The following is a 16666-nucleotide window of genomic DNA, read 5'->3' as shown; positions in this document are numbered from 1 at the left end:
GCGAATATACTCACACTATGTCCCGACAATCGCCCGACAATCCACGCCGTGGTGCCTCGGTCATCGAGAACACCGTCGCCATCCTGCGCTGCTTCGCACCGGATCGACAGGAGCTCGGTGTCACCGAGATCGCACCGCGCGTGGGGCTGCACAAGAGTACGGTGTCTCGCATCCTCGCATCGCTCGAGCAGGAGGGCATCGTCGAACAGGGGGCATCACGGCGATACCGGTTAGGACTCGGAATCATTGCGATCGCCGGTCCCCTGCTGGCGGACCTGGATGTGAGACGAGCGGCCTATCCCATCCTGCAGGACCTCACGCAGAGGACCGGAGAGACGAGCGCCCTCATGGTCTGGGACGGGTCCGAAGCGATCACCGTCGAACAGATTCCGAGTCCGCAGCCGGTCAAACACACCTCGACGCTGGGCTCACGCTATCGGACCGAGCAGAGCGCATCGGTCCAGGTCTTCCTCGCCGCAGAGAGCGGCGAGGAGGCGACCTGGGACGTCGGCTTCGCACTCAACGACGCCGAGACCTCCCCGCACGAAGTCGGGGTGGCCGCGGCCGTGCGCGATCATCGCGGAGAGGTCGTTGCGGCCGTACTCATCGCGGCGCCGAAATTCCGGGCAGATACCGCCCGGATCGCAGACCTCGGTGAGGCCTGCGTGCATGCGGCAGACGCCATCACCCGACGTCTGGGAGGCGGTTGAGTCGCATCACCTCGGTGAGGTCAGTGACTGCTGCGGGCAGTGAGATGTCTGATCGTGCGGATGATCATGAGTGCGAGGAGCACGATCCCGACATAGCCGTTGATGACATAGACGATGTTGACCATCTGCGAGAACGGCAGGACCAGGCCGACGATCGTGCCGAGGGCCGCGAGGGCGATCGTGAGGTACTTGAACTTCTTCGTCTTGTCATCGAAGAACCGTGCAGAAACCGTCCACAGCAGGGGAATGGCCGTGGTGTAGATGCCGGCGAGGATCATCGCCGAGATGAGCGCGCCGACCCAGGGGCCGAGGTTGCCGGCGAGGACGAGCATCGGGATCTCCGCATCGTAGACCTGTTCGATGTTCGCCAGCAGTCCGAGGCCGACGACCATGCACGCGGCCGAGAACGCGATTCCGCCGAGGAGTGCTCCGCCGCTGGCTTCACGACGGTTCTTCACTGTCTTGCCCAGTGCTGAGAGGAAGGCCGCGAGCCAGAGCATGCAGAAGCCGACGTATGACAGGCCCGCCAGGAACCAGTTCGACGAGGCCTGCGTGACATCGAGGCTCGGAAGGATCGCATTCCCGGTCGAGATCCCCTCCGGGTCGCGCATGATGCCGTAGACGCCCAGAGCGATCGCCACGACGACGATGACGGGCCCGATCTTTCCGATGACATCGACGAGGCTCGTCAGCCCGAACCACACCGTGAGTCCGACGGCGGCGGCCAGGGCGACACCGCCGATGTACTTCGACAGACCGTAGTACTCCTCGAAAACTGCTCCGGCGCCGGAGATCATGACCGTGAAGCTCAGGAAGACGAACAGGATCGAGAAGAAGTCGAAGAACGTGCCGAGGTACCTGCCGCAGTAGTGGTAGAAGACTCCCGAGGGTTTCTCGAACTGCTCGCGGCGGCCGGTGAGGAAGAATTCGACAGCGACGTAGGAGATGAGCACGAGGACGAGCAGGCCCGTGCCGAAGACACCCCAGAATCCGTAGGACGCGTAGTACTGGAGGATCTCCTGACCGGTCGCGAAGCCCGAGCCGATGAGGAACGCGATGATCGCCCCCGCATAGGTGATGACGCGCAGGATGCTGGTCTTCTCGGTCGTGGCCAGATGGGCGGCAGCAGAGGTGTCAGTCATGGAAGTCCTTCTTCTTTGAGGGATGGAGCGATCGCCGATCATCAGATCGACAACTGATATATCACCTGGACAAACGTTAGTGCCGCAGCTCCGATGCGTCAACGGGCGGAGAGGGTGCGACGCGGATCGATCCCCTCCGACTGGAGTCGGTTCCGCCTCGGTGAGGGCTCAGCCCAGGGTGGAGCGGACGGTCTTGTCGAACTCGCGGACGTGCTCGGCGGCACGGGCGGCAACCGATTCCTCATCGCCGTCGAGGATCGCCTCGAGCAGATCGATGTGCTCGCGGATGTGGCCGATGAGATCGGGGATCCCAGGGATGACGAGGCACCAGATGCGGGTGGCCAGATCATCGAGCCGAATGAGCGTCTCGGACAGGTGCGGATTGTCGACTGAGCTGTAGATGAGGCGATGGACCTCGAGGTCGCGTTCCATGAGCGTGCGCTGCTCGTCGGTCGAGCCGAGGGCCCTGAGGTCGGAGATCGCTGCGGTGAAGTCCTGGCGTCGCTCGGGGGTGAGGCTGCGTGCGGCCCGTCTGGCCGCGATCGGCTCGAGAGCCTCCCGCATTTCGGAGATCGTCGCCAGATCCGTGAGATCGACATTGGTCGCGAAGGTCCCCCGGCGCGGGTAGGACACGACGAGGTGGTCGCGCTCGAGTCGCTTGAGGGCCTCGCGGATGGGGGTGCGGCCGACTTCGAGTTCCGCGCTCAGTGCCGCCTCGTTGATCGGGTCGCCGGGGCCGATGTCGAGCATGATGAGCCGGTGGCGAAGGATCTCATAGGCGCGATTCGCCAGAGTCGGCGTCGGTGACGTCGCGTCGGCGGGCGTGGCCATGGGGTGACTCCTGAAGAAAGTGCTGGCGAATCTGTTGCACTGAGCGGATTCCTCTGCATAGACTACAGGAACACAGCTGATATATTAGTTGCCGATCAGACGCCGAGGTCTGATCGCCACAGATCGAAGGAGATCCATGACAGAGCAGCTCGTCTCCCGTCCTGACAGCCTCGCCGAGGCGACCCCGGAGTCCGTCTTCCCCAGTCGTGAGCCTGTCGAACTGAGCACAGCGATCGCCGAACTCGATCCCGAGATCGCGGGCTTCATCGACGCCGAACTGGCCCGGCAGCGTGAGGGGCTTGAGATGATCGCCTCGGAGAACCACACCGCCGCAGCGGTCATGGCCGCACAGGGATCGGTGCTCACGAACAAGTACGCCGAGGGCTACCCGGGACGCCGCTACTACGGCGGCTGCGAACACGTCGACGAGATCGAACGCATCGCCATCGATCGGGTCAAGGCCCTCTTCGGCGCCGAGTACGCCAACGTCCAGCCGCACTCCGGCGCCCAGGCCAACGCCGCGGTCATGCACGCCCTCATCCGTCCCGGCGACACCGTGCTCGGCCTCAACCTCGCCCACGGCGGCCACCTCACCCACGGAATGAAGATCAACTTCTCCGGTCGCCTCTACTCGATCGTCCCGTACGGCCTCGACGAAGAGACCGGACGCGTCGACATGGCCGAGGTCGAACGACTCGCCAACGAGCACGAGCCGAAGCTCATCGTCGCCGGCTGGTCGGCGTACACCCGGCAGCTCGACTTCGCCGAGTTCCGCCGCATCGCCGATGCCGTCGGCGCCTACCTCATGGTCGACATGGCCCACTTCGCCGGTCTCGTCGCCGCTGGCCTCCACCCCTCACCGGTCCCGCACGCCCACGTCGTGTCCTCGACGACGCACAAGACCCTCGGCGGTCCCCGCGGCGGCATCATCCTCACCAATGAGGCCGACATTGCGAAGAAGATCAACTCCGCTGTCTTCCCCGGCCAGCAGGGAGGACCGCTGGAACACGTCATCGCCGGCAAGGCCGTGGCCTTCGGCCTGGCTGCCACCGACACCTTCGCCGACAAGCAGAGACGGACCCTGGCCGGAGCCTCGGAACTCGCGCGCCGCCTGACCGAAGACGATGTCGCCGAGCGCGGCATCGCGGTCCTCACCGGCGGCACCGACGTCCACCTCGTCCTCGTCGATCTGAGAGAGTCCGTCCTCGACGGCGCCCAGGCCGAAGACCTGCTCGCCGCCATCGGCATCACCGTCAACCGCAATGCCGTGCCCGACGATCCCCGCCCGCCGATGGTCACCTCGGGGCTGCGGATCGGCACCCCGGCCCTGGCCAGCCGCGGCTTCGGATCCGCTGCCTTCGCCGAGGTGACCGACATCATCGCCGAAGTGCTCAAAGCCGGTGCGACCGAAGGCGGCGCGAGCCCCGAGACCATTGCCGAACTGAGCCGCCGGGTCACCCGACTCGCGAACGACCACCCGCTCTACCCCACCATCTCAGAGATCGGAGCACGCTGATGGCTGACCAGCTACCCGAGCACCCAGACTTCCTGTGGCGCAATCCGGAACCGAAGAAGTCCTATGAGGCCGTCATCGTCGGCGGGGGCGGACACGGACTGGCCACCGCGTACTACCTGGCGAAGAACCACGGCATGAGAAACATCGCGATCCTCGAACGCGGATGGCTCGCCGGGGGCAACATGGCCCGGAACACGACGATCATCCGCTCGAACTACCTGTGGGACGAATCGGCCGCGATCTACGAGAAGTCACTCAAGCTGTGGGAACAGCTGCCCGAAGAGCTCGACTACGACTTCCTCTTCTCCCAGCGCGGTGTGCTCAACCTCGCCCACACCCTCCAGGACGTCCGCGAATCCCAGAGACGGGTCAACGCCAACGTCCTCAACGGCGTCGACGCCGAATGGCTCGACCCCAAACAGGTCAAGGAAGTCTGCCCCATCATCAACATCGGCGACGACCTGCGCTACCCGGTCATGGGCGCGACCTTCCAGCCGCGCGCCGGCATCGCCAAGCACGACCACGTCGCCTGGGCCTTCGCCCGCAAATGCGATGAGATGGGCGTCGACATCATCCAGAACTGCGAAGTCACCGATATCGAGCGCATCGGCGACAAGGTCGTCGGAGTCCAGACCACCCGCGGGCCGATCGCCACCGAGAAGGTCGCCCTGTGCGTGGCCGGAGACTCCTCGGTGCTCGCCGAGATGGCCGGCATCCGCCTGCCCATCCAGTCCCACCCGCTCCAGGCCCTGGTCTCCGAGCTCTTCGAACCCGTGCACCCGACCGTCGTCATGTCCAACCACGTCCACGTCTACGTCTCCCAGGCGCACAAGGGCGAACTCGTCATGGGCGCCGGAGTCGATCAATACAACGGCTACGGCCAACGAGGCGGCTTCCACGTCATCGAGGAGCAGCTGGCCGCCGCGGTCGAACTGTTCCCGATCTTCTCCCGAGCCCATGTGCTGCGCACCTGGGGCGGAAACGTCGACGTCACCCTCGATGCTTCGCCGATCGTGTCGAAGACCGAAGTCGAAGGACTCTACGCCAACTGCGGCTGGGGCACCGGAGGCTTCAAGGGAACTCCGGCGGCAGGTCTCACCTTCGCCCACACCATCGCGAACGACGAACCCCACCCGCTCAACGCCCCCTACGCACTCGACCGCTTCGAGACCGGCCACCTCATCGACGAGCACGGCGCTGCCGCCGTGGCCCACTGAGCCGATACGAGACGGAAAGGACCGACATGCTTCTCATCGACTGCCCGAACTGCGGGCCGCGCGACGAAACCGAATTCCACTACGGCGGTCAGGCCCACGTGCCCTACCCCGCCGACCCACACGCCCTGAGCGACAGGGAGTGGGCCGAATACCTCTTCTACCGCGACAACGACCGCGGTGCCTACGCGGAGATGTGGAGCCACAGCGCAGGCTGCCGCAAATGGTTCAACGCCGTCCGCGACACCGTGACCTATGACTTCATCGCCGTCTACCCGATGGGCGATAACCGACCGACAACACTCGAAGGCGAGGCCGGACAATGACAGACCCACGCTTGACCGACACCCGGATCGCCGGAGCCCGCGGCATCGATCGCAGCCGCCCGATCTCCTTCACCGTCGACGGACAGTCCTATTCGGGCTTCGCCGGAGACACCATCGCCAGCGCCCTCATCGCCGCCGGCCGCGTCGACTGCGGCAACTCCACCTACCTGTCGCGGGCCCGCGGAATCCTCGGCGCAGGCATCGAAGAGTCGAACGCTCTGGTGCGCGTCAAGGCCCGCGTCCCCGGGGACGTCTCCGAATCGATGCTGCCGGCCACACGCGTCGCCATCACCGAGGGGCTCGAAGCCGAATACCTCGCGGGTCTGGGCATCCTCGACCCCGGCCAGGACGAGCTCGTCTACGAACACAAGCACGTCCACACCGATGTCCTCGTCGTCGGAGCGGGACCGGCAGGCCTGGCCGCGGCCCGTGAGGCAGGCAGATCCGGTGCCCGGACACTGCTGCTCGATGATGGTCCCGCCCCCGGCGGATCGCTGCTGTCGGCATCGACGCCCTCCTCGGGCAGCTCGGCCGCGGAGACCATCGACGGACAGGACCCCGTCGAGTGGATCGAGACCACCCTCGCCGGATTCGCCGAGGACGAGGAACTGAGCTGCGTGCCGAACACCACGGTCTTCGGCAGCTACGACTCGAACTATTTCGTCGCCCTCGAAGACCGCACCGTCGAGCTCGTCGGCGCCGACGGGGCCGGAGATCCGGACAGCACAGGCACCGCATCGGCCCGCCCCGGCACCCGCCAGCGCGTCTGGCACATTCGAGCCGGACAGGTCGTGCTCGCCACCGGTGCCCATGATCGTCCGATCGTCTTCGCCGACAACGACCGCCCCGGCATCATGCTCGCCACGGCGGTGCGCACCTACCTCAACCGCTACGGAGTCGCCGCCGGTGACTCGATCGCCGTGGCCACGACGAACGACTCCGCCTACGAGCTCGTCTCGGACCTGCATGCAGCCGGCATCGACATCCCCGCGGTCATCGACTCCCGGACAACCGCCTCGGCGGCGGCGAAGCGCGTGAGCGAGGAGACGGGCGTACGACTCATCCTCGGCTCCGCCGTCAGCGGCACCGCAGGTGAGGGCCCGGCGGGACGGATCAGTGCGATCACGGTCTCCGGTCTCGACGAGGACGGTGTCGCAGAGGACGATGGTGAGGACATCGCCGTCGATCTGCTCGCCGTCAGCGGCGGACACTCACCGGTCATCCACCTCCACGGCCAGCGCAAGGGCCCGATCCACTGGCGAGCCGACATCGCCGCCTTCGTCCCGACGACCCCCGTGCCGAACCAGTCCACGGCAGGAGCGATCAACGGCGACTATTCGCTCGAAGCGGCCCTCAGGCAGGGGGCCGAAGCCGGCAATGCCGCAGCCGACCGCACCGGTTTCCCCATCGAACTCAACGTTCCGGCCGCCGCGCCGATGGCCTGCGCCCCGGCCCGCCCGCTGTGGCTGGTCACCTCGGCGAAGGACGAGCACACGGCTCTGACCACGCATTTCATCGACTTCCAGCGCGATCAGACCGTCGCCGACGTCCAGCGGGCGATGAATGCGGGGATGCGCTCGGTCGAGCACATCAAGCGCTACACCTCGATCTCGACGGCGAACGACCAGGGCAAGACCTCGGCGGTCAACGCGATCGGCGCGATCGCCTCGGTGCTGGGCGAAGCCGCGGACCTCGGACAGGTCGGTCACACGACCTTCCGCGCTCCCTTCGCCCCCGTCCCGTTCGCCGCTCTGGCCGGACGTCGCAAGGGCGAGCTGTTCGACCCGGCCCGCATCACGTCGATCCACTCGTGGCATGTCGCCCACGGCGCCGAGTTCGAGGATGTCGGACAGTGGAAGCGTCCCTGGTACTACCCGAAGCCGGGTGAGGACATGGACGCGGCGGTGCTGCGCGAGGGCAAGGCCGTGCGCGAATCCGTCGGCTTCCAAGATGCCTCGACGCTCGGCAAGATCGAGATCCGCGGCACGGATGCCGGAGAGTTCCTCGGTCGGATCTACACGAATGGGTTCAAGAAGCTGAAGGTCGGCAAGGGCCGCTACGGGCTGATGTGCAAGCCCGACGGGATGATCTTCGACGACGGCGTGACCCTGCGCGTGGCCGAGGACCGCTACTACATGACGACGACGACCGGCGGGGCGGCGACCGTCCTCGAATGGCTCGAGGAATGGCACCAGACCGAGTGGCCCGAACTCGACGTCGTCTTCACCTCGGTGACCGAACAGTGGGCGACCGTCGCCGTGGCCGGCCCCCGGTCGCGTGAGGTCATCGCCAAACTCGCCCCCAACCTCGACGTGTCGAACGAGGCCTTCGAGTTCATGGGCTTCCGGGAGACGACGCTGGTAGGCGGCATTCCCGCACGGATCTGCCGGATCTCGTTCTCCGGTGAGCTCGCCTTCGAGATCAACGTCGACACGTTCTACGGACTCGCCGTCTGGGAGGCCGTCGCCGAGGCGGGGGCCGAGTTCGACATCACCCCCTACGGCACCGAGGTCATGCACGTGCTGCGCGCCGAGAAGGGCTTCATCATCGTCGGCCAGGACACCGACGGCACCGTGACCCCGGCCGACGCCGGCATGGAATGGATCGTCTCGAAGTTCAAGGACTTCATCGGCAAACGCTCCTACTCCCGTGTCGACACGGCCCGGGAGGACCGCAAGCACCTCGTGGGCGTGCTGCCCGTCGACGGAACCACGCGTCTGGCCGAGGGGGCACAGCTCATCACCTCGGCCACGCCGGTGACGCCGGACGAGGGACCCGTGCCGATGATCGGCCACGTCACCTCCTCCTACATCTCGCCCAACCTCGACCGTCCCTTCGGACTCGCCCTCGTCGAGAACGGCCGCAACCGCGAAGGCGAGATCGTGAAATCCCCGTTCGGCGACACCCTCGTCGACGTCGAGATCACCTCGCCCGTCTTCTACGACCCGGAAGGAAACCGCCGCGATGGCTGACACCACCTATTCCACCGACACCGCCCGCACTGCTCAGGGGAGTGCTGCCCAAACGGTTCGCGACCGCACCGATGCCGGTTCGCTCGAGGACCTGCGCATCTCCCCGGCGGCTCACCTGGCCGACGAGATGGCTCAGGCATCGGCCGCTGGGGGCCGAGCCGTGGCCCTGCGCGAACTGCCGTTCGCCGTCCAGCTCGGTGCCCGAGCCGAACCCGACTCAGCCTCGGGGCGAGTGCTCGAAGACGCCTTCGGCCTGCCGCTGCCCCGCCGGGTCGGCGAGGTCACCGGCGACAGTGCAGGACTGCACCTCCTGTGGCTGAGCCCCGACGAATTCCTCGCCGTCGACGTCTCCCGCCGGCAGCAGCCAGGGGAGACCCTCGTCGCCGAGGCGGGCCTCGAAGGGCTGCCCGGACAGGCCGTCGACCTCTCGGCCAACCGCACGATCCTCGAACTCTCCGGTGGGAGAGCTCGCGAGGTGCTCGAGAAGAGCTGTCGCGCCGACCTCCACCCGCGCGCCTTCGGAATCGGCACCGCGATCGTCACCCAGCTGGGCCCCGTGCCGGTCATCCTCCACCACTCCTCGGAGGAGGCCTACCGTGTTTACCCGCGCGCGAGCTTCGCCGACTACCTGGTCCGCTGGCTGCTCGACGGCATGGCGGAGTTCCTCGGCGACGGTGCCGACGGTGCGACCGGCGCCGACCGCGGCGTGACAGCGGAGAGGACCGGCTGATGGCGCTCGGGGTCCTCGACCTGTTCTCCATCGGCATCGGCCCCTCCTCCTCGCACACGGTGGGACCGATGCGAGCGGCGGTGCGCTTCGTCCGGGAACTCGAGGCCGCAGGGCTGCTCGGCCGCGTCGATGCGATCCGGGTCGGACTCTACGGCTCGCTCGGAGCGACGGGAATCGGACACGGTTCGGATTCCGCCGTGCTCGCGGGACTGAGCGGATTGGAACCCGAGACCCTCGACCCGGATTCGGTGGGACCGCTGGTCGCCGAGGTGCGTGAGAAGGGCACGCTCCACCTCGGCGGGCGAATGTCCGTGCCCTTCGACGCACAGACCGACCTCACCCTGCACCTGCGCGAATCGCTGCCCGGCCATCCCAACGGGATGCGGATCAGCGCCGAGGTCGACGGTGGGCTCATCGAGCGCGAGTACTACTCGGTGGGCGGGGGATTCGTCGTCACCGCTGAGGAGCTCGCCGCGGAGAAGGAGGCCGCCGAGGCGATTGACACAGTCGGGGACGATCGGGACGGGCATGGTCGGGACGGGGACACCATCGAGTTCTCCACGGCCGATGAGCTTGTCGCACAGTGCCGTGCGCACCAGCTGAGCATCGCCGAGCTGATGGCGGTCAACGAACGTCAGCGCCAGGACGACGAGCTGCTGCGCAAACAGCTGCTCGACATCTGGGCGGTGATGCGCGAATGCGTGCACAACGGGTGCACACGCACGGAGACGACCCTGCCCGGCGGTCTCAAAGTGGGGCGGCGGGCCCCGCAGCTGCGATCGACGCTTGAGGCCGCCGAATACCGTGCCTCGGGTTCCCTCGATGCCCTCGAATGGGTGAATCTCTATGCCCTGGCCGTCAATGAGGAGAACGCCTCGGGCGGGCGCATCGTCACCGCCCCGACGAACGGGGCGGCGGGCATCATCCCCGCGGTGCTCCACTACATGGACCGGTTCGTCATCGGGGACGGGCCGGGTGGCGAGGGCGCCGTCGATGACGACGCCCCCGGTGATCCCGGCGCGGCGAGCGACGACGCGGTCGTCGAGTTCCTGCTCACGGCTGGGGCGATCGGGATCCTGTTCAAACGCAATGCCTCGATCTCCGGCGCCGAGGTGGGCTGTCAGGGGGAGGTCGGGTCGGCCTGTGCGATGGCTGCCGCGGGCCTGTGCGCCGTGCTCGGCGGGACGCCGGAGCAGGTGGAGAACGCCGCCGAGATCGGTCTCGAGCACAACCTCGGACTCACGTGCGATCCGGTCGGCGGAACCGTGCAGGTCCCCTGCATCGAGCGCAATGCCATCGCCTCGGTGAAGGCGATCAACGCCGCGAGGCTCGCCATGCACGGCGACGGCTCGCATCGAGTGAGCCTCGACCAGGCGATCGAAACCATGCGGCAGACTGGAGCCGATATGAAATCCAAGTACAAGGAGACATCGCGCGGTGGCCTCGCCGTCAACGTCGTCGAATGCTGAGCGGCCGCGATCCAGCCGAACCCCGACTGCAGAAGGAAAAGAGACATGCAGGACTTCATCTTCACTCTCGAATGCGCCGAGCGTCCCGGTATCACCCATGCGGTGACCGGTGCGCTGCTCACCCACGGCGGGGACATCAAGGAGTTCAAACAGTTCGATGACCAGTCGACGCAGCAGCTGTTCCTGCGCATCGACTTCCGCGTCTCCGAGGAGCCGGGCAACGGGATCGAGGCGCTGCGGACCGACTTCGCGGCGATCGGCGAGGAGTTCGGGGCGACCTGGCAGCTGTGGCCGCAGGGCGAGAAGCGACGGGTGCTCATCATGGTCTCGAAGTTCGAGCACTGCCTCAACGATCTGCTCTTCCGCGCCCGCGTCGGCGAGCTGCCGATCGAGATCGCCGCCGTCGTGTCGAACCACCCCGACCACCGTGAACTCGTCGAATGGCATCACATCCCGTTCTTCCGGATCCCAGTGACGAAGGAGACGAAACCGGCGGCCGAGGCGAAGCTGCTCGAACTCGTCGACCGCTTCGAAGTCGACCTCGTGGTGCTCGCCCGCTATATGCAGATCCTCTCCGATGACCTCGCCCGCGAGCTCACCGGACGCGCGATCAACATCCACCACTCGTTCCTGCCTTCGTTCAAGGGCGCCAAGCCCTACCACCAGGCGTGGGAGCGCGGGGTCAAGACCGTCGGAGCGACCGCGCACTTCGTCAACAGCGAGCTCGATGAGGGGCCGATCATCGCCCAGCAGCTCGTCGAGGTCGACCATTCCTTCGCCCCCGAGGATCTCGTCGCTGCCGGCCGCGACGCCGAATGCAAAGCGCTGTCCAATGCCGTGAAGTGGCATTGCGACGGTCGTGTCTTCCTCTCGGGCAAGAGGACGGTGGTTCTGCGCTGAGTCTGCGCTGAGTGCGGGGCGCGAGCCCGCTTCGCCGAGCGGACCACTTGGCTTCGAGCGAGCGGGTTGCGCCTGGTCCGGTCGACACCAAGTGGTCCCCTCGGTGCTTCAGGCTCGGGCCCGGGAGCGATCGCTCACGACCCGGAAGGTGTCCATCCGTGAGTCCTGGGCGCCGCGGACGTATCCCGACGGTGCGGCCGCGGTCATGCGGAGGAAGGAGACCACCTCGGCGCTGAGGACTTCCCCGGGCAGCACATTGGGCACTCCGGGCGGATAAGCGGCCAGGGCGTCGGCCGAGACCTGACCGATGGCCTCGGCGGAGTCCACGACCTGTGAGTCCGCGAAATGCGCCTGGCTGATCTCCATGCGCTTGACGCAGCTGCCGGGGACGACGATCGGACGCTCCGGCTCGGACTCCGATCGCGGCAGCGCCTGCAGGGCGGACCAGAACCGTTCGACGTCGACCGGCGAGGTGGCACCGATGAGCAGGAGCAGCGCCGAGGGGGTTGCGAGTTCGCAGTAGATGCGGTGGTCGCGGATGAGCCGGTACTGGGCCTCGGCACCCGTGATTCCGGCGCCGCGGGTGTCGATGACGACCTTGAACGGATCGTGGTCGATCGCATCGTGTCCGCCGAGGATATCGGGCGTGGCATCACGGAAGCGGGTGTCGCTCTTCACCCGGGAGCGCAGCTCCGCGGCGGTGTCCAGGGCCGCGCCGATCGCCTCGGGGCGGGTGACCAGATGGCGTCTGGCCTCGTCGAGCGAAGCCAGCAGCAGAGAGCTGCTCGAGGTCGACTGGTAGGACTTCACGACCCGATCGACGAGACCGTCGATGCGGCGGGCGTGCCGGGAGTGGCCGAGGTGGATCATCGCGGACTGGGCCAGCGAACCCGCACCCTTGTGCGTGCTCGAGATGACGAGGTCGGCGCCGAGGCGGACTGCGTTGACCGGCAGATCCGGGTGCATGCCGAAGTGGGAGCCCCAGGCCTCATCGACGATGAGCGGGACATCGTGGGAGTGGGCCGCCTCGGCGATGGCGGCGATATCGGCCACGGCGCCGAAGTAGCTCGGAGAAACGAGGTAGACGGCGGAGCTGTCGGGATGCTGCCGGAGTGCGGATTCGACCTGGGCGACGGTGACGCCGTGGGAGGATCCGAGGCCGGCGTCGACCCGGGGGTGGACGAAATGCGGGCTCAGCTCGGCGTGGATGATGCCGTCGATGACGGAGGAGTGGACGCTGCGCTGGAGCACGAACTCTCGTCCCAGCCCGCGCACGACGGTGGTAGCGATGTGGTTGCCGCCGGAAGCGCCGTTCGTGATGAACCAGCTGCGCGAGGCTCCCCAGGCCTCGGCGGCGAGCTGCTGGGCGGCCGCGATCGGAGTCCGGCGATCGTGATCGATCATCCTCCAACTCTGCTGATCGATGCCGCTGAAGAGCATCGGGAAGTCGATGCTCATGCCGCTCTCACCGACGATGTCCGCCAGGCCCGGGGCATGTGCGCCCGAGCCCTGATGAGCCGGGACGTGAAGACGCTGCCAGTCCTGGGCGGCCAGAGCGCGGAGGGCATCCGCGTACGGGGCCTCGTGCTGGCGCGGGTCGATGTGGGCCACGGTGCCGGAGGGCAGTTCGGAGAGCTGGGAATCGGTGCGCATGGAACTCACGCTACGGAAGCGAAGAAACCTACGCTATAGCAAGAAATCGATCACACTGTCATAGTGTCTATACCATGATGAATCTGCAGCAGTTCCGGGTCCTCCAGGCCGTCCGGGAGGTGGGGAGCCTCAACCGCGCCGCCGAGGTGCTCGGCCACGGAGTGCCGACCGTGACCCACCACCTGCGAACACTCGAATCGCATCTGCGTGTGCAGCTCGTCGAGCGGGCCCGGAGCGGTGCCCGGCTGACGCCCTTGGGCGAGTCCTTCGCCGCGGAGATCGCGCCCGTGCTCGAGCGCATCGACCGCGCCGAACAGCTCGTGACCGCGCAGCGCGACGCGGGCGTGGTCACCCTGCGGATCGGGTCCTTCTCCTCGATCGGCTCACGCCTGCTGCCGGCCGCGATCGCCGAACTGCAGGCACAGAAGTCGGTGCGCGTCGAGGTCGTCGAGGCCGAGCCCAGCGAGGTGGTGCGCATGCTGCACAGCGGTGAGGTCCATGCCGGCCTCATCTACGACATCCCCGAACTGCCCGAATTCGCCGGGCCCGAACTGAGACTGCGCACCCTGCTCGACGAGCCCTACCGGGTCATGGTCGCCCGTGACGGGCAGCTGGCGAAGCAGGACGTGCTCGACGTCGAGCAGATGGGTGAGGTCGCGTGGGTGTCGAGCCGCAATGAGTCCGAAGCCTCGGTGCGCGTGCTCAATCGCGTCTACCGGTCACTCGGACTCGAGGTCCGTGAGCTCATGCGCAGCGACGACCTCTATATGATCCACGGACTCGTCGCCGAAGGACTCGGCTGTGCGCTGACGACGGAGGCCGCCGTCGATACGGGCTTCGCCGTTGAGATCAGACCGGCGAAGCAGGACCTCGGCACCAGGCGGGTCTCCTTCGTCACCCGCACGGGACCGAACCCGGCGGCGGTCGGATGGATGGGCGAGATCCTCGAAACGGTGGCAGCCGAACGCGGGGCCGCCTCGGCGGGGTGAGGTGTGCCGGCGGAACGAAAGGGCCGCGCGGCGGGGCGGAGCGAAGGGGCCGGGCGGACGAGCCAGATGAGACAGGGCCTCAGAGGTCGCCGGAGTCCGGGGCCGGGTCGGTCTGCGAGCTCAGCGCCTCGGAGATGGCCTTCGCCTCACGACGGAGCAGGGCGACGAGGCGTTCGACCCGGGGCCCGGTGACGCGGTCGGCGATGCTCGCGATCGACAGAGCCGCGCGCGGTCGGGAGCCGCGGATGCGCAACGGCACTCCCACGGCCCACGATCCCTGAGCGAAGAGTCCGGGATTGTGGACGAAGCCGTCGATGCGGGCCTGGTCGATGATGTCGCGCAGGTGCGGGACCGAGACCTTCGGATACCGTTCGGCGAGGATCTCGGCGTTGGCTTCGAACTGGGCGTCCACCTCGGCGGGGGAGAGCTCGGACAGGATCGCCAAAGACCCGGCCCCGATGCCCAGCGGGTGCCGGTCGCCCACGGACAGGGCGTTGTTGAAGATCTCGCCGAAGCCCTCCTCGCGGCGCGCGCAGATCGAGTAGCTGCCGGTGCGCAGGGTGAGGAACACGGTGTCGTGGCTGAGCTCGGCCAGGCGCAGCAGGCTCGACTCGGACTCCGTGACCAGGGGGTCGACCGATTTCTGCGCCAGCTGCCCGAGGATCTGGGACTGCACGCCGAGGCGGTACCCGCCTTCCTCGAGCCGTTCGACATAACCCATGGCGATGAGCGCCTGGAGCATGCGGTGGACGCTGGCCTTCGGACGGCCGCTGATCGAGGCGAGTTCGGACAGGCTTGCGCCTTCGCGTCGCTCACCGGCGATGAGGCCGACGAGGTTGAGCAGCGTCAGTGCGCGCTGGATGCTCTGGGCGCCGGTGCCGGGCTCGAGCGAGTCGACGGCATGAGCGACATTGAACGACGCGGAGCGGCGGAGGAGTCGACCACGCATCCTGATGCGATGTTCCTCGCGGAGTTCCTCATTCGGGTCGGCGCCATTGTGCATGCCCCCATTATGGCCCGTGCGCCCGAGCGGCGGAATGAAGGGTCGGACCGCGGGGCATCAGGCCAAGAACGCGCGTCGAGCGTCTCATTCTGCGATCGTCGACGAGTCAGAGGTCTTACTCCGCGATCCAATATGTGGAACGCGGCCGCGACCGATGGCGGCGGCTTCGACAAGGGGTGGGCCTAGACTCGAATGGGCCCGGCCGAACGGCGGGACCTTCGGCGTGGAACCCGCCGAGCAGCGAACTCAAGAGGAGAGTGGGACGTGGCCGAAACCGTCCTCGATATTGCCGGGGTGACGTTCCGACGGGGGCAGACGCATATCCTCCACGGCATCGACCTGCGCATGCGAGCCGGCGAACACTGGGTGCTCATCGGACCGAACGGGGCCGGAAAGTCCACTCTGCTCAGCTTCGCCTCGGCGCAGGTGTTCCCGACCTCCGGCACCGTCGACATCCTCGGATCCCGGATGGGCCGCGTCGAACTCGCCGCCCTCCGCCGCTTCATCGGGCACGTGAATCCGCGCCATCCGCTGCGCTCGAACCTGTCCGTGCGCGAGGTCGTCCTCACCGGCCTGACCGGCACCGTCGAACGCCCCCTGCGCTGGGAACCGGAACCGCACGAGGTGGCGAAAGCCGACTCCCTCATCGCCGAGGTGGGGCTGACCTCGCGTGCGGACGCGGGCTGGAAGGTGCTGTCGCAGGGGGAGCGGGGGAAGACGCTCGTGGCTCGTGCGCTCATCGCCGATCCGCAGCTGCTGCTCTTCGACGAACCGACCACCGGCCTCGACGTCGCAGCACGCGAACAGCTGCTCGAGACCATCGACGACCTGTCGGTGCGCTCGCCGCAGCTGGCGACACTGCTGGTCACACACCACCTCGAGGAGATCCCCGAGACGACGACGCACGCCGCACTCATCTCCGAAGGACGACTGACCGCCGCGGACTCCATCGGCGAGGTGCTCACCTCCGAAAAGGTCTCCGCCGCCTTCGACCATCCGATCGAGGTCGGTTTCGCCGACCGTCGCTGGTCGGCCCGCGCCGTGCGTACGGCCGGAGCCGTGCGAGCCGTCAGCACCGCCGGTGCCGAGCCGGTCGGCTGACCCGGCGCTCTGCCGAGGCGGCGCTCTGCTGGGGCGCCGGCCGAGTCGGCGCTTTGCTGAGGTGCGTCGGTCGAGGCGCGTCGGTCGGTTGAGTCGGCGTTTTGCTGGTG

At 67.3% G+C, this 16666-nt stretch carries 14 protein-coding genes; 10 read left to right on the top strand and 4 right to left on the bottom strand.

What is annotated here, in order from left to right; translation table 11 throughout:
• The first annotated feature begins 17 nt into the window (after window positions 1–17).
• A complete protein-coding gene (locus ACSE4D_RS07735) occupies window positions 18–710 on the top strand; it encodes an IclR family transcriptional regulator (RefSeq protein WP_135537592.1) in 693 nt (230 codons plus the stop codon).
• A 20-nt stretch (window positions 711–730) separates the two neighbouring features.
• Here the strand turns inward: ACSE4D_RS07735 and ACSE4D_RS07730 are convergent, their stop codons facing one another.
• Both ACSE4D_RS07730 and ACSE4D_RS07725 read right to left on the bottom strand, forming a co-directional pair.
• On the bottom strand, window positions 731–1852 hold the full coding sequence (locus tag ACSE4D_RS07730; protein ID WP_436327009.1) for a YkvI family membrane protein: 1122 nt from the start codon (window positions 1850–1852) through the stop codon (window positions 731–733).
• Between the two features lie 168 nt (window positions 1853–2020).
• Window positions 2021–2683, bottom strand: a complete 663-nt coding sequence (locus tag ACSE4D_RS07725; RefSeq protein WP_135537590.1) for a GntR family transcriptional regulator — start codon at window positions 2681–2683, stop codon at window positions 2021–2023.
• Window positions 2684–2819: 136 nt separating this feature from the next.
• On the opposite strand from ACSE4D_RS07725, the gene glyA reads away from it, so the two are divergent.
• Genes glyA through purU form a run of 7 tightly spaced genes read left to right on the top strand, consistent with a single transcriptional unit; the run spans window position 2820 to window position 11810 of the window.
• A complete protein-coding gene (gene glyA / locus ACSE4D_RS07720; RefSeq protein WP_135537589.1) occupies window positions 2820–4199 on the top strand; it encodes a serine hydroxymethyltransferase in 1380 nt (459 codons plus the stop codon).
• Window positions 4199–5416, top strand: coding sequence for a sarcosine oxidase subunit beta family protein (locus ACSE4D_RS07715; protein WP_135537588.1), 1218 nt, complete (start codon window positions 4199–4201; stop codon window positions 5414–5416). Before glyA ends, ACSE4D_RS07715 begins: the two co-directional genes overlap by 1 nt.
• 26 nt (window positions 5417–5442) lie before the next feature.
• Entirely contained in the window at window positions 5443–5739 is a 297-nt protein-coding gene (locus ACSE4D_RS07710; RefSeq protein WP_135537587.1) for a sarcosine oxidase subunit delta, read from the top strand.
• Window positions 5736–8711: a 2Fe-2S iron-sulfur cluster-binding protein gene (locus ACSE4D_RS07705; protein WP_436327008.1), complete on the top strand. Its 2976-nt coding sequence runs from the start codon at window positions 5736–5738 to the stop codon at window positions 8709–8711. Before ACSE4D_RS07710 ends, ACSE4D_RS07705 begins: the two co-directional genes overlap by 4 nt.
• Window positions 8704–9441 (top strand): sarcosine oxidase subunit gamma, encoded by a 738-nt coding sequence (locus tag ACSE4D_RS07700; RefSeq protein ID WP_436327007.1) that lies wholly within the window; start codon window positions 8704–8706, stop codon window positions 9439–9441. Before ACSE4D_RS07705 ends, ACSE4D_RS07700 begins: the two co-directional genes overlap by 8 nt.
• A complete protein-coding gene (locus tag ACSE4D_RS07695; RefSeq protein ID WP_436327006.1) occupies window positions 9441–10910 on the top strand; it encodes an L-serine ammonia-lyase in 1470 nt (489 codons plus the stop codon). Before ACSE4D_RS07700 ends, ACSE4D_RS07695 begins: the two co-directional genes overlap by 1 nt.
• A 45-nt stretch (window positions 10911–10955) precedes the next feature.
• A complete protein-coding gene (gene purU / locus ACSE4D_RS07690) occupies window positions 10956–11810 on the top strand; it encodes a formyltetrahydrofolate deformylase (protein ID WP_425119175.1) in 855 nt (284 codons plus the stop codon).
• Between the two features lie 108 nt (window positions 11811–11918).
• Here purU and ACSE4D_RS07685 read toward each other — a convergent pair whose 3' ends face one another.
• A complete protein-coding gene (locus ACSE4D_RS07685) occupies window positions 11919–13463 on the bottom strand; it encodes an aminotransferase class I/II-fold pyridoxal phosphate-dependent enzyme (protein WP_135537582.1) in 1545 nt (514 codons plus the stop codon).
• A gap of 74 nt (window positions 13464–13537) precedes the next feature.
• Here ACSE4D_RS07685 and ACSE4D_RS07680 point away from each other — a divergent pair, with 74 nt between their 5' ends.
• Window positions 13538–14452, top strand: a complete 915-nt coding sequence (locus tag ACSE4D_RS07680; RefSeq protein ID WP_135537581.1) for a LysR family transcriptional regulator — start codon at window positions 13538–13540, stop codon at window positions 14450–14452.
• A gap of 79 nt (window positions 14453–14531) precedes the next feature.
• Here ACSE4D_RS07680 and ACSE4D_RS07675 read toward each other — a convergent pair whose 3' ends face one another.
• A complete protein-coding gene (locus ACSE4D_RS07675) occupies window positions 14532–15455 on the bottom strand; it encodes an IclR family transcriptional regulator (RefSeq protein WP_135537580.1) in 924 nt (307 codons plus the stop codon).
• A gap of 264 nt (window positions 15456–15719) precedes the next feature.
• Between ACSE4D_RS07675 and ACSE4D_RS07670 the strand changes: the two genes are divergently transcribed.
• Window positions 15720–16556, top strand: a complete 837-nt coding sequence (locus ACSE4D_RS07670) for an ABC transporter ATP-binding protein (protein WP_135537579.1) — start codon at window positions 15720–15722, stop codon at window positions 16554–16556.
• Window positions 16557–16666: the final 110 nt, after the last annotated feature.

Origin of the sequence: Brevibacterium sp. FAM 27836 (assembly GCF_051351055.1) — a bacterium.
Classification (GTDB): Bacteria; Actinomycetota; Actinomycetes; order Actinomycetales; family Brevibacteriaceae; genus Brevibacterium.
The sequence above is the reverse complement of the archived record's forward strand: the minus strand, read 5'-3'. Positions and strand labels throughout refer to the sequence as shown.